The sequence below is a fragment of the Streptomyces sp. NRRL F-5727 genome, from assembly GCF_000719555.1.
Lineage (GTDB): Bacteria > Actinomycetota > Actinomycetes > Streptomycetales > Streptomycetaceae > Streptomyces.
Genome location: NZ_JOGX01000044.1, coordinates 24,919 through 42,975 on the forward strand (window position 1 = coordinate 24,919; position 18,057 = coordinate 42,975).

Genomic DNA, 18,057 nt, shown 5'->3' on the forward strand with positions numbered 1-18,057 from the left:
GGGCGTCCACGACTGAAGGAACACACATGCTTATCGCTCAGCGTCCTTCGCTGACCGAAGAGGTCGTCGACGAGTTCCGCTCCCGGTTCGTGATCGAGCCGCTGGAGCCGGGCTTCGGCTACACCCTCGGCAACAGCCTCCGCCGTACCCTCCTCTCCTCGATCCCGGGTGCCGCCGTCACCAGCATCCGCATCGACGGTGTCCTGCACGAGTTCACCACCGTGCCGGGCGTCAAGGAGGACGTCACCGACCTCATCCTCAACATCAAGCAGCTGGTCGTCTCCTCGGAGCACGACGAGCCGGTCGTGATGTACCTGCGCAAGCAGGGCCCGGGTCTGGTCACCGCCGCCGACATCGCGCCCCCGGCCGGTGTCGAGGTGCACAACCCCGACCTCGTCCTGGCGACCCTGAACGCCAAGGGCAAGCTGGAGATGGAGCTGACCGTCGAGCGCGGTCGCGGCTACGTCTCCGCCGTCCAGAACAAGCAGGTGGGCCAGGAGATCGGCCGTATCCCGGTCGACTCCATCTACTCGCCGGTTCTCAAGGTCACCTACAAGGTCGAGGCGACCCGAGTCGAGCAGCGCACCGACTTCGACAAGCTCATCGTCGACGTCGAGACCAAGCAGGCCATGCGCCCGCGTGACGCCATGGCGTCCGCCGGCAAGACCCTGGTCGAGCTGTTCGGTCTCGCCCGCGAGCTGAACATCGACGCCGAGGGCATCGACATGGGCCCGTCCCCGACGGACGCCGCCCTCGCCGCCGACCTCGCGCTGCCGATCGAGGAGCTGGAGCTCACGGTCCGCTCCTACAACTGCCTCAAGCGTGAGGGCATCCACTCCGTGGGTGAGCTCGTGGCGCGCTCCGAGGCCGACCTGCTCGACATCCGCAACTTCGGTGCGAAGTCGATCGACGAGGTCAAGGCGAAGCTGGCCGGCATGGGCCTGGCCCTCAAGGACAGCCCGCCCGGATTCGACCCGACCGCCGCCGCCGACGCCTTCGGCGCCGACGACGACGCGGACGCGGGCTTCGTCGAGACCGAGCAGTACTGACGGTCGTAGTTCTGCTGCGGGTCCGCTTCGGCTGATCGCGCAGTTCCCCGCGCCCCTTACGGGGCACGGGGTCTCCGACAGGTAACCGCCTGCTCGGATACTGACACCGGTACCTCATACGGCCGGTGCAGATCACAAGGAGAAACACCATGCCGCGTCCCGCGAAGGGTGCCCGCCTCGGCGGTTCCGCCGCTCACGAGAAGCTGCTCCTCGCCAACCTGGCGAAGTCGCTGTTCGAGCACGGCCGCATCACGACGACCGAGGCCAAGGCCCGCCGTCTGCGTCCCGTCGCCGAGCGCCTGATCACCAAGGCGAAGAAGGGCGACATCCACAACCGTCGCCTGGTGCTGCAGACGATCACCGACAAGGGCATCGTCCACACCCTCTTCACCGAGATCGCCCCGCGCTACTCGGAGCGTCCGGGTGGTTACACCCGCATCACGAAGATCGGCAACCGTCGTGGCGACAACGCCCCGATGGCCGTGATCGAGCTCGTCGAGGGCGAGATCGCCAAGAAGGCGACCGTCGCCGAGGCCGAGGCCGCCACCAAGCGCGCCGTCAAGGAGGCCGACGAGGCCGCCGCGGTCGAGGCGACCGAGGACGAGGCGAAGGACGCGTAAGCGTTCTTCCGACGTTTCTCGCGGACGGGCCCGTACCCCCTGGGGTGCGGGCCCGTTCCCGTGTGTCTGAGAGGATCTTCTGGTGAGTGATGACGTGCAGCCCGGGTTCGTACGGGTCCGGCTCGACCTTTCGTACGACGGCCGGGACTTCTCCGGGTGGGCCAAGCAGGCCCGGGGGCAGCGGACCGTGCAGGGCGAGATCGAGGACGCGCTGAAGACCGTGACGCGGTCCTCGGAGACGTACGAGCTGACCGTCGCCGGCCGGACCGACGCCGGGGTGCACGCGCGCGGGCAGGTCGCGCACGTGGACCTGCCGGAGGAGCTGTGGCAGGAGCACCGCGAGAAGCTGCTGCGGCGGCTCGCGGGGCGGCTCCCGCACGACGTGCGGGTGTGGAGCCTCACCGAGGCCCCCGCGGGGTTCAACGCCCGCTTCTCGGCGATCTGGCGGCGGTACGCGTACCGGGTCACCGACCACCCCGGCGGCGTCGACCCGCTGCTGCGCGGGCACGTCCTGTGGCACGACTGGACCCTCGACATGGACGCCATGAACGAGGCCGCCGCCGCGCTGGTCGGCGAGCACGACTTCGCCGCGTACTGCAAGAAGCGCGAGGGCGCGACCACCATCCGCACGCTCCAGGCGCTGCGCTGGGAGCGTCGGCCCGACGGCATCCTGGAGGCCACGGTCAAGGCCGACGCCTTCTGCCACAACATGGTCCGCTCGCTCGTCGGCGCGCTGCTCTTCGTCGGCGACGGGCACCGGCCGGTGGACTGGCCGGGGAAGGTGCTGGCCGCCGGCGTCCGCGACTCCGCGGTGCACGTCGTCCGCCCGCACGGCCTGACGCTGGAGGAGGTCGGCTACCCGGCCGACGACCAGCTCGCCGCCCGCAGCCGCGAGGCCCGCAACAAGCGCACCCTGCCGGGCGCGGCCGGCTGCTGCTGAGCCCGCCGGACCGCGGCTAGCGCGGCGGGGCCGAGGCGGCCGCCGCCGCGTTCGCCTGGCTCTTGCCGCGGGCGTAGATCTGGTTGAAGACGAAGGTGCCCAGGTCGTCGCTGGCCTGGAAGACCGGCTTGTCCTTCGTGGTGACCTTCTTGCCGTTCGCGAAGCCGGCCTGCGTGAAGTAGGCGTACCGGCCGACCGAGTTGGCGCGGCGCAGGCAGACGGTGGCGTGGCAGAAGGTGCCGACGCCCTTGCCGGCGAGCGGCGCGATGCCGCCGGTCGCCTGCTTCTTCGCGGCCAGGGCCGCCTTCTCGGAGGGGAAGACGGCGACGCCGACGGTGATCGCCACCCCGTCCTTGACGTAGGTGGCGCGCAGCACGTGCTCGCAGCCGTTCTTGCTCAGGACCGAGCCGAGGCCGCCCGTGGTGACCGAGGCGCAGTTCTTCGTCGCGGAGGTCGCGCCCTTCTTGTAGGGGCGGCCGAACATGGTGAGCTTCGTGCCGGGGTAGAGCCCGTCGGTGGTCAGCGGCGCCTTGTCCTTCTTCGGATCGGTGATGTAGTCCTTCGGGTCCGGCGGGGGCGGCGGGGCCACGGAGGAGAAGGTCGGCGCGGGGGTGGGGGAGGCCGTCGTGGTGACCGGGCCCGTCGGGGTCGGGCCGCCGTTCTTCGCCTCGTCGTTCTTCTTGTTCGTCGCCACCACGGCGGCCGCGACGAGCGCGCCCACCGCCACCGTGGCGAGGACGCCGCCCGCGATCAGCAGGCGGCGCTTGCGGCGGCTGCCCGCCTCGGAGGCGGCCGCGAGGGCGCCCCAGTCAGGGGTGCCGTCGCCGGGCCCGCCCGGTCCGCCCTGGGCGCCCGCGAAGGGGTCCTGCGGCGGCGGGTAGCCGTACCCGTGCTGCGGCTGCTGCTGCTGTCCGTACGGTCCCGGCTGCTGCGGGTACCCGTACCCGTGCTGCTGGCCGTACCCCTGCTGCCCCTGCTGCTGCGGCTCCTGCGGCCACTGCGGTCCCCCAAAGCTCATGCCGCGCATCCTAAACCGCTTGGGGGAAGCGGACGCGGGCGGTGACAATGCACCTCATGGGACATGTCGAGGCCGCGCATCTGGAGTACTACCTTCCCGACGGGAGGGTCCTGCTCGGGGACGCCTCCTTCCGGGTGGGAGAGGGCGCCGTCGTCGCGCTCGTCGGGGCCAACGGCGCCGGCAAGACCACCCTCCTGCGGATGATCGCCGGAGACCTCCAGCCGCACGGCGGCTCCGTCACCGTCAGCGGCGGGCTCGGCGTGATGCCGCAGTTCATCGGCTCCGTACGGGACGAGTCGACCGTCCGCGACCTGCTCGTCTCCGTGGCGCACCCCCGCATCCGGGAGGCCGCGAAGGCCGTCGACGCGGCCGAGCACCTGATCATGACGGTCGACGACGAGGCCGCGCAGATGACGTACGCGCAGGCCCTCGCCGACTGGGCGGAGGTGCAGGGGTACGAGGCCGAGACGCTGTGGGACATCTGCACCACGGCCGCGCTGGGCGTGCCCTACGAGAAGGCGCAGTTCCGTCAGGTGCGGACGCTGTCCGGCGGTGAGCAGAAGCGGCTCGTCCTGGAGTCGCTGCTGCGCGGCACCGACGAGGTGCTGCTCCTCGACGAGCCGGACAACTACCTGGACGTGCCCGGCAAGCGGTGGCTGGAGGAGCGGCTGCGGGAGACCCGTAAGACCGTGCTCTTCATCTCCCACGACCGGGAGCTGCTCTCCCGGGCCGCGCAGAAGATCATCGCGGTGGAGCCCGGCGCGGCCGGCTCCGACGTGTGGGTGCACGGCGGCGGCTTCGACACCTTCCACGAGGCGCGGCGGGAGCGGTTCGCCCGCTTCGAGGAGCTGAAGCGGCGCTGGGAGGAGAAGCACGCGCAGCTGAAGAAGCTGGTCGTCAATCTGCGACAGGCGGCCGCGGTCAGCCACGAGATGGCGTCCCGGTACGCCGCGGCCCAGACCCGGCTGCGGAAGTTCGAGGAGGCGGGCCCGCCGCCGGAGCCGCCGCGCGAACAGGACATCCGGATGCGGCTGCGCGGCGGCCGGACCGGGGTCCGGGCCGTGACCTGCGAGAACCTGGAGCTCACCGGTCTGATGAAGCCCTTCTCCCTGGAGATCTTCTACGGGGAGCGGGTCGGCGTCCTGGGCTCGAACGGCTCCGGCAAGTCCCACTTCCTGCGGCTGCTCGCCGGGGACGAGTCGGTGGCGCACACCGGCACGTGGAAGCTGGGCGCGCGGGTCGTCCCCGGGCACTTCGCCCAGACCCACGCCCACCCCGAGCTGGCCGGCCGCCCGCTCGTCGACATCCTGTGGACCGAGCACGCCAAGGACCGGGGCGCGGCGATGTCCATGCTGCGCCGGTACGAGCTGGAGCGGCAGGGCGACCAGCCCTTCGACAAGCTCTCCGGCGGCCAGCAGGCCCGCTTCCAGATCCTCCTCCTGGAACTGGCCGGCACCACCGCGCTGCTCCTGGACGAGCCCACGGACAACCTGGACCTGGAGTCCGCCGAGGCGCTCCAGGACGGCCTGGAGTCCTACGAGGGCACGGTCCTGGCCGTCACCCACGACCGCTGGTTCGCCAAGAGCTTCGACCGCTACCTGGTCTTCGGCTCGGACGGCGTCGTCCGCGAGTCCACGGAACCGGTGTGGGACGAGCGCCGGGTGGAGCGGGTGCGCTGACGTCGGGTGGTCGGCGGGGCGGGCGGCGGGCCCGCGCGCCCCGTCGGCGTACGACGCCGGGTGAGGGGGGCGGGGCGCGTTTTGACCCGGCCGGGGGAGCGCGGGTACGCTTCTGGTTTGTTATGCGTATTGGCTTCGTCGTTCTCACGCGGAGGGGCCTTACGCGGTTCCCTGGAGCAGTTACCAGTGGCTCGCATACGGGCGGTGTCCCGGCAGTGTGGGCCCCAGCTGCATGATCGCTTCAGGTGTGTCTGGACTCCATCCACTGAAGAAGCGAAGGCTACGAAGTGCGTACGTACAGCCCCAAGCCCGGCGATGTCACTCGCCAGTGGCACATCATCGACGCGCAGGACATCGTCCTGGGCCGTCTGGCGACGACGGCTGCGAACCTCCTGCGAGGCAAGCACAAGCCGGTCTACGCCCCCCACATGGACATGGGCGACTTCGTCATCATCATCAACGCCGACAAGGTCCACCTGTCCGGCAACAAGAAGACCCAGAAGATGGCGTACCGCCACTCCGGCTACCCGGGTGGTCTGCGCTCCGTCCGTTACGACGAGCTTCTGGAGAAGAACCCCGAGAAGGCCGTCGAGAAGGCCATCAAGGGCATGATCCCCAAGAACTCCCTGGGCCGTCAGATGCTCTCGAAGCTGAAGGTCTACGCGGGCGAGAACCACCCGCACGCTGCCCAGCAGCCGGTCCCGTTCGAGATCACCCAGGTCGCGCAGTAGTTCCGGCCACCCCCTAAGAACGAAAGAAATCTGAGGAGCATCGTGGCCGAGACCACCCCCGAGACCCCCATCGACGAGTTCGAGGGCGTCGAGGAGTACACCACCGAGACCGAGATCGTCGAGGGTGACTACACCTCCGAGTCCCTCGCGTCCCGCTTCGGCGACCCGCAGCCGGCCGCCGGCCTGGGCCGTCGCAAGAACGCCATCGCCCGCGTCCGGATCGTCCCGGGCACCGGCAAGTGGAAGATCAACGGGCGTACGCTCGAGGACTACTTCCCGAACAAGGTTCACCAGCAGGAAGTCAACGAGCCCTTCAAGGTGCTCGAGCTCGACAACCGCTACGACGTCATCGCCCGCATCGCGGGTGGCGGTGTCTCCGGCCAGGCCGGTGCCCTGCGCCTCGGTGTCGCCCGCGCCCTGAACGAGGCCGACGTCGAGAACAACCGCCCGGCGCTGAAGAAGGCCGGCTTCCTCTCCCGTGACGACCGTGCGGTCGAGCGGAAGAAGGCCGGTCTCAAGAAGGCCCGCAAGGCTCCGCAGTACAGCAAGCGTTAATCGCCTGCCCGCACTGCTTGTACGTACGCCCCGGCGCACTGCGCGTGCCGTCGGGGCGTACGTTTTTTCTTCACCTCTTTCACCCCGGACCTTTCACCGGGATCTTTTTCACCCTTGGGCACGCATTTTCGGAGGACAGCTGTGGGACGACTCTTCGGCACCGACGGCGTACGCGGCGTTGCCAACGCGGACCTGACGGCGGAGCTCGCGCTCGGCCTGTCGGTCGCGGCGGCGCACGTGCTCGCCGAGGCGGGGACCTTCGAGGGCCATCGGCCGACCGCCGTGGTCGGGCGTGACCCGCGCGCGTCCGGAGAGTTCCTGGAGGCGGCCGTCGTCGCCGGTCTCGCCAGCGCCGGTGTCGACGTCCTGCGCGTCGGCGTCCTGCCCACCCCGGCCGTCGCCCACCTCACCGGCGTCCTCGGCGCCGACCTCGGCGTGATGCTCTCCGCCAGCCACAACGCCATGCCCGACAACGGCATCAAGTTCTTCGCCCGCGGCGGCCACAAGCTCGCCGACGACCTGGAGGACAAGATCGAGGCCGTCTACGAGGAGCACCGCACCGGCGCCCCCTGGGACCGCCCGACCGGCGCCGGCGTCGGCCGCGTCCGCGACTACGACGAGGGCTTCGAGACCTACGTCTCCCACCTCCTCTCCGTGCTGCCCAACCGCCTCGACGGCCTGAAGATCGTCCTCGACGAGGCCCACGGCGCCGCCGCCCGCGTCTCGCCCGAGGCGTTCACCCGCGCCGGCGCCCAGGTCGTCACCATCGGCGCCGCCCCCGACGGCCTCAACATCAACGACGGCTGCGGCTCCACCCACCTGGAGCTGCTCAAGGCCGCCGTCGTCGAGCACGGCGCCGACTTCGGCATCGCCCACGACGGCGACGCCGACCGCTGCCTCGCCGTCGACCACACCGGCGAGGAGGTGGACGGCGACCAGATCCTCGCCGTGCTCTCCCTCGCCATGCGCGAGGCCGGCACGCTGCGCGGCGACACCGTCGTCGCCACCGTCATGTCCAACCTGGGCTTCAAGCTCGCCATGGAGCGCGAGGGCCTCACCCTCGTCCAGACCGCGGTCGGCGACCGCTACGTCCTGGAGTCCATGAAGGAGCACGGCTTCGCCCTCGGCGGCGAGCAGTCCGGGCACGTCATCGTGCTCGACCACGCCACCACCGGCGACGGCACCCTCACCGGCCTCATGCTGGCCGCCCGGGTCGCCGCCACCGGCAAGTCCCTCGCGGAGCTGGCCGCCGTCATGGAGCGGCTGCCGCAGATCCTCATCAACGTGAAGGACGTCGACAAGTCCCGCGTCTCCACCTCCGGCGAGCTGGCCGCCGCCGTCGCCGACGCCGAGCGCGAGCTGGGCACCACCGGCCGGGTGCTGCTCCGCTCCTCCGGCACCGAGCCGCTGGTCCGCGTCATGGTCGAGGCCGCCGACATCGAGCAGGCCCGCTCGGTCGCGCAGCGCCTCGCCGACGTCGTGAAGTCCGCGCTCGGCTAGGGCTTCCGGGCGGTACGGCGAAGGGCCCCGCGCACTCCGGTGCGGCGGGGCCCTTCCCGTGACCCTTCCCCTGACGCCGTGGGGGTCAGCCCTTCCGCAGCCGGCGCTTCAGCTTGCCCCGCTGGGTCTCCCACAGCCACTTCTGGAGCAGCAGGGTCAGGGTGCCCGACAGCATGATGCCCAGCAGGTTGAGCAGCAGCTGCTGGAGCGAGCCCCAGGTCTGGCCGACCTCGCCGTAGCTCAGCGCCACCGCCGCGTTCGCCGCCGCCGGCACGGTCGTCACCGAGATCGCCACACCCACCAGGGCGCCCGCCTTCGACGAGGTCAGCGACAGGGTGCCGGCCGCGCCCGCGAGCAGCGCCACCACGAAGGAGAACGGGTCCGGCTGCCAGATGAACGCGGTCTGCGGCCGCTCCGCGTCCAGCTGCGCCTTGCTGAAGAGCCCGAGCCAGTCCATCAGCAGGCTGAACAGCGTCGTGACCGCGATCGCCGCCAGGAAGCCGACGAGCAGCGCCACCAGCGAGCGGGCCGCGAGCCGCGGGGCCCGCTTCACGATCGCCGTGCACACCCCGGCGAGCGGCCCGAACTCCGGGCCGACCGCCATCGCGCCCACGATCAGGATGGCGTTGTCGAGGACCACGCCGCAGGCCGCGATCATCGTCGCCAGCAGCATGAAGGCGAGATACGTGAAGGAGAGCGTCGACTCCTCGTGGGTCGCGTCCGCCAACTGCTCCCAGAGCACCGCGTCCGCGCCCTCGCCGGGGGCGTCCTCCTCGGCCGCGTCGGCCCGCTCCGACATCGACAGGTCGATGTTCTCGACGGCGATCGAACCGTCCTGATCGAGCTTCAGCTCCCGCAGCCCGTGCAGCAGTTCGTCCCCCGCCTCGCGGGCGACGTCGCACATGACGAGGTCCCCGGCCGGGTCCCGGGCCGCTCCCGGCAGCACCACCACATGGGTGGTGCCGACCGTCGACCCGATCAGCTCGGTCACCGCCTCCGTGCGGTCCTGGGGCACGATCATCCGCAGATGCAACATCCCCCGAGCTTACGGAGGTCAGAGCTTGCGCAGGCTCAGGCGCTGCACCTTGTGGTCCGGGCCCTTGCGGACGACGAGGGTCGCCCGGCCGCGCGTCGGCGCCACGTTCTCCAGCAGGTTCACCTTGTTGACGGTCCGCCACATCGTGCGGGCGTAGTCCAGGGCCTCCTCCTCGGACACCTGCGTCCACCGCCGGAAGTACGAGGACGGGTCCTGGAAGGCGGTCTCCCGCAGCTTGCGGAAGCGGTTGAGGTACCAGCCCTCGATGTCCTCCGGCCGCGCGTCCACGTACACCGAGAAGTCGAAGTAGTCCGCCAGGCCCACCCGGGTCCGGCCGTCCTTGCCGGGCAGCGCCGGCTGGAGCACGTTCAGCCCCTCGACGATCAGGATGTCGGGCCGGCGCACCACCAGCTCCTCGCCCGGCACCCGGTCGTAGATGAGGTGCGAGTAGACCGGGGCGGTGACCTCCTCCTTGCCCGCCTTCACGTCGGCGACGAACCGGGTCAGCGCCCGCCGGTCGTACGACTCGGGGAAGCCCTTCCGGGACATCAGCCCGCGCGCCTTCAGCTCCGCCATCGGGTAGAGGAAGCCGTCGGTGGTGATCCGCTCCACCCGCGGGTGCTCGGGCCAGCGGGCGAGCAGCGCCTGGAGGAGACGCGCCACCGTCGACTTGCCGACCGCGACCGACCCGGCCACCCCTATGACGAACGGCGTGCCGCGCTGCTCGCCGCTCTCCCCGAGGAAGGTGTTCAGCGCCCCGCGCAGGCCGCTGGTGGCCTGCACGTACAGGTTGAGCAGCCGGGAGAGGGGCAGGTAGACGTCCCGCACCTCGTCGAGGTCGATGACGTCCCCGAGTCCCTTCAGCCGCTCGACCTCGTCGGCGGTGAGGGGGAGCGGGGTCTTGTCGCGCAGGGCGCTCCACTCGGCGCGGGTGAGGTCGACGTACGGGGTCGGCTCGGGGGCCCGGCGGGGGCCTCCGCTTCCGGCTCCGTTGCCGTTGGCGCTTCGTGGCGGCGAGGTGATCACCCCGCCATTGTCCCGGCTTCCCGGACCGCGTGGGTCGTGGGGTGGGTCACGTGCCGCACGGTTGACGGCGGCGGCCCCCGTTCCGGTCGGGGTACGGGCCCGGCGCGGGGTTCGGCCGTAGGCTGCCGCCATGTGCGGAATCGTGGGATACGTCGGCGGGCAGTCGGCGCTTGATGTGGTCGTCGCGGGGCTGAAGCGGCTGGAGTACCGGGGGTACGACTCGGCCGGCGTCGCCGTGCTGGCGGACGGCGGGCTCGCCGCCGCGAAGAAGGCGGGCAAGCTCGTCAACCTGGAGAAGGAACTCGTCGACCGGCCGCTGGCCGGCGGCTCCGTCGGCATCGGGCACACCCGGTGGGCCACCCACGGCGGCCCCACCGACGCCAACGCGCACCCGCACCTCGACAACGCGGGCCGGGTCGCCGTCGTGCACAACGGCATCATCGAGAACTTCGCCGCCCTGCGCGAGGAGCTCGCCGAGCGCGGCCACACCCTCCTCTCCGAGACCGACACCGAGGTCGTCGCCCATCTGCTGGCGGAGGAGTTCTCGTCCGTCGGCGACCTCGCCGAGGCCATGCGGCTGGTCTGCCGGCGGCTCGACGGGGCCTTCACCCTGGTCGCCGTCCACGCCGACCAGCCCGACGTCGTCGTCGGCGCCCGCCGCAACTCGCCGCTCGTCGTCGGCGTCGGCGAGGGCGAGAACTTCCTCGCCTCCGACGTCTCCGCCTTCATCGCCCACACCCGGTCCGCGATCGAGCTCGGCCAGGACCAGGTCGTCGAGCTCAGCCGGGACGGCGTCACCGTCACCGACTTCGACGGCGTGCCCGCCGACGTCCGCGCCTTCCACGTCGACTGGGACGCCTCCGCCGCCGAGAAGGGCGGCTACGACCACTTCATGCTCAAGGAGATCGCCGAGCAGCCCAAGGCGGTCGCCGACACCCTCCTCGGCCGGATCGACGCCTCCGGGCGGCTCACCCTCGACGAGGTCCGCATCCCCGACGCGGTGCTCCGCGAGGCCGACAAGGTCGTCATCGTCGCCTGCGGCACCGCCTTCCACGCCGGTCTCATCGCCAAGTACGCCATCGAGCACTGGACCCGGATCCCGTGCGAGGTGGAGCTGGCCAGCGAGTTCCGCTACCGCGACCCGATCCTCGGGCAGCGGACGCTCGTCATCGCCATCTCGCAGTCCGGCGAGACCATGGACACCCTGATGGCGCTCCGGCACGCCCGCGAGCAGGGCGCCAAGGTCCTCGCCGTCTGCAACACCAACGGCTCGACGATCCCGCGCGAGTCGGACGCCGTGCTGTACACCCACGCGGGGCCCGAGGTCGCCGTCGCCTCGACGAAGGCGTTCCTGACGCAGCTCGTCGCCTGCTACCTCCTCGCCCTCTACCTGGGCCAGGTCCGCGGCACCAAGTGGGGCGACGAGATCCGCGCCGTCGTCCGCGAGCTCGCCCGGATCGGCGAGGAGGTCGAGCGGGTCCTGGAGACGATGGAGCCCGTGCGGGCCCTCGCCCGCTCGCTCGCCCACAAGGACACGATCCTCTTCCTCGGCCGGCACGTCGGCTACCCGGTCGCCCTGGAGGGCGCGCTGAAGCTGAAGGAGCTGGCGTACATGCACGCCGAGGGCTTCGCGGCCGGTGAGCTGAAGCACGGGCCGATCGCCCTCGTCGAGGAGGACCTGCCGGTCGTCGTCGTGGTGCCCTCGCCGAAGGGGCGCTCGGTCCTCCACGACAAGATCGTCTCCAACATCCAGGAGATCCGGGCCCGGGGCGCCCGGACCATCGTGATCGCCGAGGAGGGCGACGAGGCCGTCGTCCCCTTCGCCGACCACCTGGTCCGCGTCCCGGCCACGCCGACGCTGCTCCAGCCGCTCGTCTCGACGGTGCCGCTCCAGGTCTTCGCCTGCGAGCTGGCCACCGCCCGGGGCAACGAGGTGGACCAGCCGCGCAACCTGGCCAAGTCCGTGACGGTGGAGTGAGGGAAGAAGCATGATCATCGGGGTGGGGATCGACGTGGCGGAGATCGACCGCTTCGCCGCGTCGCTGGAGCGGACGCCGGCGCTGATCGAGCGCCTCTTCGTCGAGGACGAGCTGCTGCTGCCGAGCGGCGAGCGCCGGGGCCCGGCCTCCCTCGCGGTGCGCTTCGCCGCCAAGGAGGCGCTGGCGAAGGCGCTCGGCTCGCCGGGCAACCTGCACTGGACGGACGCCGAGGTGTACGCCGAGTCCACCGGCCAGCCCCGGATCCGGGTGCGCGGCACGGTGGCGGCCCGCGCGGCCGAGCTGGGCGTGAAGCACTGGCACGTCTCGCTGAGCCATGACGCGGGCGTGGCCTCGGCGGTGGTGATCGCCGAGGGCTGAGGCGTACGGGGACGGGAGCGAGGCCCGGCCGCGGGGAGGCGCGGTGCCGGGCCCCGTTCCGTGCCACGCGCGGCCGCCCGGGCCGGCGGGGGACGCGAGGGCCGCGCGCGTCCTGCGCACCCCTCGGGGGGTTCCTCCTCGGCACGCCGGGTGTCGACCCGTCCTCTCCGGCCGCCGTTCGGCAGCCTCCGGGCGCCGCCCCCGCGCCTGGGGCAGACTGCTCACCATGCGTACCGCTCACCACGTGGAGACCGTCCGGGCCGCCGAGGCCGCACTCATGGCGGGGCTGCCGGAGGGCGCGCTGATGCAGCGGGCCGCCGCCGGACTCGCCGCCGCCTGCTGCTCGCTGCTCGGCAAGGGCCGGGTGTACGGCTCCCGGGTCGTCCTCCTCGTCGGCACCGGCGACAACGGCGGCGACGCCCTCTACGCCGGCGCCCGGCTCGCCCGGCGCGGCGCCGGCGTCACCGCCGTGCTGCTCGGCCCCCGCGCCCACGGCGCCGGACTCGCCGCGCTCCGGGCGGCAGGCGGGCGCGTCACAGAGGACCCGTACGAGGCGCTGGCCGCCGCCGACCTCGTCCTCGACGGCATCACCGGCATCGGCGGGAGCGGCGGACTGCGCCCCGAGGCCGTCCCCGTCGCCCGGGCCGCGCGCGGCTCCGGAGCGGTCGTCGTCGCCGTCGACCTGCCCAGCGGCGTCGACGCCGACACCGGCGAGGTCACCGGGGAGGCCCTGCGCGCCGACGCGACCATCACCTTCGGCACCTACAAGCCCGGGCTGCTCGTCGACCCCGCCCGGGAGTACGCCGGCGCCCTGCGGCTCGTCGACATCGGGCTCGCCGCCACCCTCCCGTCCGTCCCCGCCGTCGAGGCGCTCCAGCACCAGGACGTCGCCCGGATGCTGCCCGCGCCCGGCGCCGAGAGCGACAAGTACCGGCGCGGCGTCCTCGGGATCGTCGCCGGCTCCGCCCGCTACCCCGGCGCCGCCGTCCTCGCCGTCGCCGGGGCGCTGCGCGGCGGCGCCGGAGCCGTCCGGTACGTCGGCCCGGCGCGCGAGGCGGTGATCGCCGCCCATCCGGAGACCCTGGTGCACTCGGGCCCGCCGGAGAAGGCCGGCCGCGTTCAGGCGTGGGCCGTCGGACCGGGGCTCGGCGACGGGCCCGGCACCGAGGTCGCGGTCGCCGAGGTGCTCGCCTCCGACGTGCCCGTCCTGGTCGACGCGGACGGCCTGCGCGTCCTCGACCCCGACGCCGTACGCGAGCGGACCGCGCCCACCCTGCTCACCCCGCACGCCGGCGAGGCGGCCGCGCTGCTCGGCACCGACCGGGCGGCCGTGGAGGCCGGCCGGCTCGCCGCCGTCCGCGAACTCGCCGCCCGCTACGGCGCCACCGTCCTCCTCAAGGGCTCCACCACCCTGGTCTGCGGGCCCGGCGGCACCGGCCCGGTCCGGGTCAACCCCACCGGCACCCCCTGGCTCGCCACCGCCGGCTCCGGCGACGTCCTCTCCGGCCTGGCCGGCTCCCTCCTCGCCGGCGGCCTCGGCCCCGTCGACGCCGCCTCCTGCGCCGCCTACCTGCACGGCCTCGCCGCCCGCCGGGCCGCCGCCGGCCCCGGCCCGATCACCGCCACCGAGGTCGCCGACTCCCTCCGCACCGCCTGGCGCGACGTCCGGGAGCCCTGACCCCCGCCACGCCCACGGTCGGACCAACTCCGCTGCTCCGCCCGGGGGTCAGCGCGTGCCGGGGCGGTGCGGGGCGGGTTCGGATGGACCGGTGACCAGATGGAGAAGCCGCATCCTGCCGCCGTTGCTCGCCGCCGCCCTCCTGGCCGGCACCGCCCCCGCCCACGGGGAGGAGCCCGACCCCACACCGCCCGGTCCCGCCTCCGAGACCGCGCCCGAAGCCACCGCCGACCCCGCGTCCGAAGCCGCCGCCGATCCCGCGTCCGACGTGCTCGTGCCCGGGATCGCCGGCGCCGGGCGCCCCGAGTACCCCATGGACACCCCCGACCAGGTGCTGCCGCCGACCACCCCCGACGGCGAGATCCCCGTCCCCGAGCCGGAGGAGGAGGTCGACGAACTCGTCGAGTACCTGCCGCGCGGGGCCGTCAAGGCCGCCTGCACCGCCCGGACCGGGCTCTACCAGCGGCAGGTCGAACGCCTGCTGAAGCTCAAGGCCGACGGGAAGCAGTCCGCCGCCGACTGCCGGGCCATCCGCGCCTTCCAGACCAAGCAGAAGATCAAGCCCGCCAACGGCTACGCGGGCCCCGTCACCTGGGGCCGCGCCGAACTCCTCGCCGCCCGCAAGAACCCGAACGCCGCCAAGAAGTGCCCCGTCCGCAGCTACCCGGTCGCCTGCGTCGACCTGAACCGCGAGCTGATGTGGGTGCAGAAGGGCAAGAAGATCACGTACCCCGTGGTCAACATCCGCAGCGGCCGGGCCGGCTACCGCACCCGCACCGGCTGGCACTCCGTCTACTGGCGCCACAAGGACCACTGGTCGACCATCTACGACACGCCGATGCCGTTCTCCCAGTTCTTCGACGGCGGCCAGGCGTTCCACGGCGTCTACGGGCCGATCGCCACCCCCACCGGAAGCCGCGGCTGCGTGAACCTGAGCTACCGGAACGCGGAGAAGCTCTGGTCCGTCCTCCGCAAGGGTGACCGGGTCTACATCTGGGGCAAGCGGCCGGGACTGTGACCACCTGAGAGACTGGGCGCGATGACTGAGACAGCACTCCCGCCCCGCCGAGCCCGCGCCGAGATCGACCTCGGGGCGCTGCGCGCCAACGTCCGCGCGCTGCGCGCCCGCGTCGCCCCCCACGTCCGGGTCATGGCCGTGGTCAAGGCCGACGCGTACGGACACGGCGCCGAGCGCTGCGCCCGCGCCGCCCTCGACGCGGGCGCGGAGTGGCTCGGCACCGCCACCCCGCAGGAGGCGCTGGCCCTGCGCGCCGCCGGGATCACCGGCGTCCCGGTCCTCTGCTGGCTGTGGACGCCCGGCGACCCCTGGGACGAGGGCATCGAGGCCGGGCTCGACATGGCGGTCAGCGGCCGGTGGGCCCTCGACGAGGTCACCGCCGCCGCCCGCCGCACCGGCGGCACCGCCCGCATCCAGCTCAAGGCCGACACCGGCCTCGGCCGCAACGGCTGCCAGCCGGCCGACTGGCCCGAGCTGGTCGCCGAGGCCCTGAAGGCGGAGAAGGCGGGACTCGTCAAGGTCACCGGCCTCTGGTCCCACTTCGCCTGCGCGGACGAGCCCGGCCACCCGTCGATCGCCGCGCAGCTGGAGGTCTTCCGCTCCATGCTCGACTACGCCGAGAAGGCCGGCGTCGAGCCCGAGGTCCGGCACATCGCCAACTCGCCCGCCACGCTCACCCTGCCCGAGGCCCACTTCGACCTGGTCCGCCCCGGGATCGCGATGTACGGCGTCTCGCCCGCGCCCGAACTCGGCACCTCCGCCGAGCTCGGCCTGCGCCCGGTGATGTCGCTGAAGGCGAGCGTCGCCCTGGTCAAGGAGGTCCCGCCCGGCCACGGCGTCTCCTACGGACACCACTACGTCACCGGCGGCGAGACCACCCTCGGCCTGATCCCGGTGGGCTACGCCGACGGCGTCCCCCGGCACGCCTCCGGGCGCGGCCCGGTCCTGGTCGACGGCAGGGTCCGCACGGTCGCCGGGCGGGTCGCCATGGACCAGTTCGTGGTGGACCTCGGCGGCGACCGGCCCGCCCCCGGCACCGAGGCCGTCCTCTTCGGCTCCGGCGAGCACGGCGAGCCGACGGCCCAGGACTGGGCGGAGGCCGCCGACACCATCGCGTACGAGATCGTCACCCGGATCGGCGCGCGGGTGCCGCGCGTGTACGTGGGGGAGTAGCCCGGCGTGGGGGAGACGAGCGGCGGCGGGGGCTGGCGGCGGGCGGGGATCGCCGGCGCCGCGATAGGCGTGCTCGCCGCCGGCGCGGCGGCCGGAGTCGCGATCGAACGGCTCACGGTGGGCCGCTCGGTACGCCAGAAGGCCCGGCTCGCCCTGGACTCCACCGGCCCGTACGGAACCCTCCGCGGCACCCCCGGCCGGGCGCTCGCCGACGACGGCGCCGTCCTCGCGTACGAGGTCGACGAGGTCGACGAGACCGACGAGGCACGTGAGGGCGACGGGAGCGGCGCGGCCGCCGCGGGCCCCGTCACCGTCGTCTTCTCGCACGGCTTCTGCCTGAGCCAGGACTCCTGGCACTACCAGCGCGCCGCCCTGCGCGGCCGGGTCCGCGCCGTCTACTGGGACCAGCGGGGGCACGGCCGCTCGGCCCGCGGTGCGGAGAAGCCGGTCACCATCGACCGGCTCGGCCGCGATCTGAAGGCCGTCATCGACGCCGCCGCGCCCGAGGGGCCGCTCGTCCTCGTCGGGCACTCGATGGGCGGCATGACCGTGATGGCGCTGGCCGACCGCCACCCGGAGCTGATCCGGGACCGGGTCGCCGGCGTCGCCTTCGTCGGCACCTCCCCGGGCCGGCTGGAGGAGGTCTCGTACGGGCTGCCGCTCGCCGGCGTCAACGCGGTCCGCCGGGTCCTGCCCGGGATGCTGCGGGCCCTCGGCTCCCAGGCCGAGCTGGTCGAGAAGGGACGCCGGGCCACCGCCGACCTCTTCGCCGGGCTGGTGAGGAAGTACTCCTTCGCCTCGCAGGACGTGGACCCGGCCGTCGTCCGCTTCGCCGAGCGGATGATCGAGTCCGTCCCGGTCGACGTGGTCGCGGAGTTCTACCCCGCCTTCGGCGCGCACGACGAGCTCGCCGCCCTCGCCGCCTTCCGCGGCCTGCCCGCGCTGGCCCTCGCCGGCGACCAGGACCTCGTCACCCCCGCCTCGCACACCGAGGCCATCGCCGCCGAGCTGCCCGGCAGCGAGCTGGTCGTCGTCCCCGAGGCCGGGCACCTGGTGATGCTGGAGCGCCCCGACGCCGTCACCGCGGCGCTCGCCGCCCTGCTGGCCAGGGCCGGGGAGGGGCCCGGGAACGGATAGGTTGGCGGGTATGGAAGCAGCGCACCCGCCCGTCTCCGGCGCCACCCTCTCCGTCGACTCCCCCGAGCAGATGCAGGAGGTCGGCCGACGGCTCGCGAAAATCCTGCGGGCCGGCGACCTCGTCATGCTCACCGGCGAGCTGGGCGCCGGGAAGACCACGCTGACCCGCGGCCTCGGCGAGGGCCTGGGCGTGCGCGGCGCGGTCACCTCGCCGACCTTCGTCATCGCCCGCGTCCACCCGTCGCTGACCGGCGGCCCGGCCCTGGTGCACGTGGACGCCTACCGGCTCGGCGGCGGGCTCGACGAGATGGAGGACCTGGACCTCGACGTCTCGCTGCCCGAGTCCGTGGTGGTCGTGGAGTGGGGCGACGGCAAGGTCGAGGAGCTGACCGACGACCGGCTGCACGTGCTCATCCACCGCGTCACCGGCGACACCGACGACGACCGGCGCACGGTGGTGCTGCGCGGCATCGGCGGACGCTGGGCCGACGAGGACCTCGCGCTGCTCTGACCGTACGGCTGGTCCGACCGTTCGGCTGC

General features: G+C 72.9%; 17 protein-coding genes. 14 read left to right on the forward strand and 3 right to left on the reverse strand.

All coding sequences use genetic code 11. The annotated features are described in order from the left end of the window. The first annotated feature begins 26 nt into the window (after nt 1-26). The 3 genes from IF73_RS0125790 to truA all read left to right on the forward strand — a co-directional run bounded on the left by IF73_RS0125790 (nt 27) and on the right by truA (nt 2,609). A complete protein-coding gene (locus tag IF73_RS0125790; protein ID WP_004946635.1) occupies nt 27-1,049 on the forward strand; it encodes a DNA-directed RNA polymerase subunit alpha in 1,023 nt (340 codons plus the stop codon). A 149-nt stretch (nt 1,050-1,198) separates the two neighbouring features. Further along, nucleotides 1,199-1,669 (forward strand): 50S ribosomal protein L17, encoded by a 471-nt coding sequence (gene rplQ, locus IF73_RS0125795; RefSeq protein ID WP_031012120.1) that lies wholly within the window; start codon nt 1,199-1,201, stop codon nt 1,667-1,669. Nucleotides 1,670-1,751: 82 nt separating this feature from the next. Then, complete coding sequence (truA, locus tag IF73_RS0125800; protein WP_031012122.1) at nt 1,752-2,609, forward strand: tRNA pseudouridine(38-40) synthase TruA; 858 nt, start codon at nt 1,752-1,754, stop codon at nt 2,607-2,609. Between the two features lie 16 nt (nt 2,610-2,625). On the opposite strand, the gene IF73_RS0125805 is transcribed toward truA, so the two are convergent. After that, the gene (locus tag IF73_RS0125805; RefSeq protein ID WP_031012124.1) at nt 2,626-3,627 is read right to left on the reverse strand and encodes a hypothetical protein; all 1,002 of its coding nucleotides are present in this window, start codon (nt 3,625-3,627) and stop codon (nt 2,626-2,628) included. Between the two features lie 56 nt (nt 3,628-3,683). On the opposite strand from IF73_RS0125805, the gene IF73_RS0125810 reads away from it, so the two are divergent. The 4 genes from IF73_RS0125810 to glmM all read left to right on the forward strand — a co-directional run bounded on the left by IF73_RS0125810 (nt 3,684) and on the right by glmM (nt 8,092). After that, complete coding sequence (locus IF73_RS0125810) at nt 3,684-5,306, forward strand: ABC-F family ATP-binding cassette domain-containing protein (protein WP_031012126.1); 1,623 nt, start codon at nt 3,684-3,686, stop codon at nt 5,304-5,306. Nucleotides 5,307-5,593: 287 nt separating this feature from the next. After that, nucleotides 5,594-6,037, forward strand: a complete 444-nt coding sequence (rplM, locus tag IF73_RS0125815) for a 50S ribosomal protein L13 (RefSeq protein WP_030494272.1) — start codon at nt 5,594-5,596, stop codon at nt 6,035-6,037. A gap of 42 nt (nt 6,038-6,079) precedes the next feature. Then, on the forward strand, nt 6,080-6,592 hold the full coding sequence (gene rpsI / locus IF73_RS0125820; RefSeq protein WP_031012128.1) for a 30S ribosomal protein S9: 513 nt from the start codon (nt 6,080-6,082) through the stop codon (nt 6,590-6,592). Nucleotides 6,593-6,733: 141 nt separating this feature from the next. Then, nucleotides 6,734-8,092 carry a phosphoglucosamine mutase gene (gene glmM, locus IF73_RS0125825; RefSeq protein ID WP_031012130.1) on the forward strand — a complete coding sequence of 453 codons (1,359 nt, stop codon included), beginning with the start codon at nt 6,734-6,736 and terminating at the stop codon, nt 8,090-8,092. 85 nt (nt 8,093-8,177) lie between these two features. Here glmM and IF73_RS0125830 read toward each other — a convergent pair whose 3' ends face one another. Together IF73_RS0125830 and coaA are read right to left on the reverse strand one after the other, a co-directional pair. After that, nucleotides 8,178-9,128 carry a DUF389 domain-containing protein gene (locus IF73_RS0125830; protein ID WP_031012132.1) on the reverse strand — a complete coding sequence of 317 codons (951 nt, stop codon included), beginning with the start codon at nt 9,126-9,128 and terminating at the stop codon, nt 8,178-8,180. A gap of 18 nt (nt 9,129-9,146) precedes the next feature. Continuing rightward, complete coding sequence (coaA, locus tag IF73_RS0125835; protein ID WP_031012134.1) at nt 9,147-10,154, reverse strand: type I pantothenate kinase; 1,008 nt, start codon at nt 10,152-10,154, stop codon at nt 9,147-9,149. A gap of 130 nt (nt 10,155-10,284) precedes the next feature. On the opposite strand from coaA, the gene glmS reads away from it, so the two are divergent. The 7 genes from glmS (at nt 10,285) to tsaE (ending at nt 18,028) form a co-directional block, all read left to right on the forward strand. Beyond that, the gene (glmS, locus tag IF73_RS0125840) at nt 10,285-12,132 is read left to right on the forward strand and encodes a glutamine--fructose-6-phosphate transaminase (isomerizing) (protein WP_031012136.1); all 1,848 of its coding nucleotides are present in this window, start codon (nt 10,285-10,287) and stop codon (nt 12,130-12,132) included. 10 nt (nt 12,133-12,142) lie between these two features. Next, complete coding sequence (locus IF73_RS0125845) at nt 12,143-12,511, forward strand: holo-ACP synthase (protein ID WP_031012138.1); 369 nt, start codon at nt 12,143-12,145, stop codon at nt 12,509-12,511. Between the two features lie 226 nt (nt 12,512-12,737). Then, the gene (locus IF73_RS0125850; RefSeq protein ID WP_031012139.1) at nt 12,738-14,189 is read left to right on the forward strand and encodes a bifunctional ADP-dependent NAD(P)H-hydrate dehydratase/NAD(P)H-hydrate epimerase; all 1,452 of its coding nucleotides are present in this window, start codon (nt 12,738-12,740) and stop codon (nt 14,187-14,189) included. 91 nt (nt 14,190-14,280) lie between these two features. After that, a complete protein-coding gene (locus tag IF73_RS0125855) occupies nt 14,281-15,207 on the forward strand; it encodes a L,D-transpeptidase family protein (protein ID WP_234338338.1) in 927 nt (308 codons plus the stop codon). A 21-nt stretch (nt 15,208-15,228) separates the two neighbouring features. Next, complete coding sequence (gene alr, locus IF73_RS0125860; protein WP_031012141.1) at nt 15,229-16,380, forward strand: alanine racemase; 1,152 nt, start codon at nt 15,229-15,231, stop codon at nt 16,378-16,380. A 6-nt stretch (nt 16,381-16,386) separates the two neighbouring features. Next, nucleotides 16,387-17,517, forward strand: a complete 1,131-nt coding sequence (locus IF73_RS0125865) for an alpha/beta fold hydrolase (RefSeq protein WP_031012143.1) — start codon at nt 16,387-16,389, stop codon at nt 17,515-17,517. 10 nt (nt 17,518-17,527) lie between these two features. After that, entirely contained in the window at nt 17,528-18,028 is a 501-nt protein-coding gene (gene tsaE, locus IF73_RS0125870) for a tRNA (adenosine(37)-N6)-threonylcarbamoyltransferase complex ATPase subunit type 1 TsaE (protein WP_031012144.1), read from the forward strand. Nucleotides 18,029-18,057 lie beyond the last annotated feature (29 nt).

Bases quoted from the DNA above. Each gene is read 5' to 3' on its own strand.
- IF73_RS0125790 (WP_004946635.1), top strand. From the start codon at position 27: ATGCTTATCGCTCAGCGTCCTTCGCTGACCGAAGAGGTCGTCGACGAG.
- rplQ (WP_031012120.1), top strand. From the start codon at position 1,199: ATGCCGCGTCCCGCGAAGGGTGCCCGCCTCGGCGGTTCCGCCGCTCAC.
- IF73_RS0125805 (WP_031012124.1), bottom strand. From the start codon at position 3,627: ATGAGCTTTGGGGGACCGCAGTGGCCGCAGGAGCCGCAGCAGCAGGGG.
- IF73_RS0125810 (WP_031012126.1), top strand. From the start codon at position 3,684: ATGGGACATGTCGAGGCCGCGCATCTGGAGTACTACCTTCCCGACGGG.
- IF73_RS0125830 (WP_031012132.1), bottom strand. From the start codon at position 9,128: ATGTTGCATCTGCGGATGATCGTGCCCCAGGACCGCACGGAGGCGGTG.
- glmS (WP_031012136.1), top strand. From the start codon at position 10,285: ATGTGCGGAATCGTGGGATACGTCGGCGGGCAGTCGGCGCTTGATGTG.
- IF73_RS0125845 (WP_031012138.1), top strand. From the start codon at position 12,143: ATGATCATCGGGGTGGGGATCGACGTGGCGGAGATCGACCGCTTCGCC.
- IF73_RS0125850 (WP_031012139.1), top strand. From the start codon at position 12,738: ATGCGTACCGCTCACCACGTGGAGACCGTCCGGGCCGCCGAGGCCGCA.
- alr (WP_031012141.1), top strand. From the start codon at position 15,229: ATGACTGAGACAGCACTCCCGCCCCGCCGAGCCCGCGCCGAGATCGAC.
- tsaE (WP_031012144.1), top strand. From the start codon at position 17,528: ATGGAAGCAGCGCACCCGCCCGTCTCCGGCGCCACCCTCTCCGTCGAC.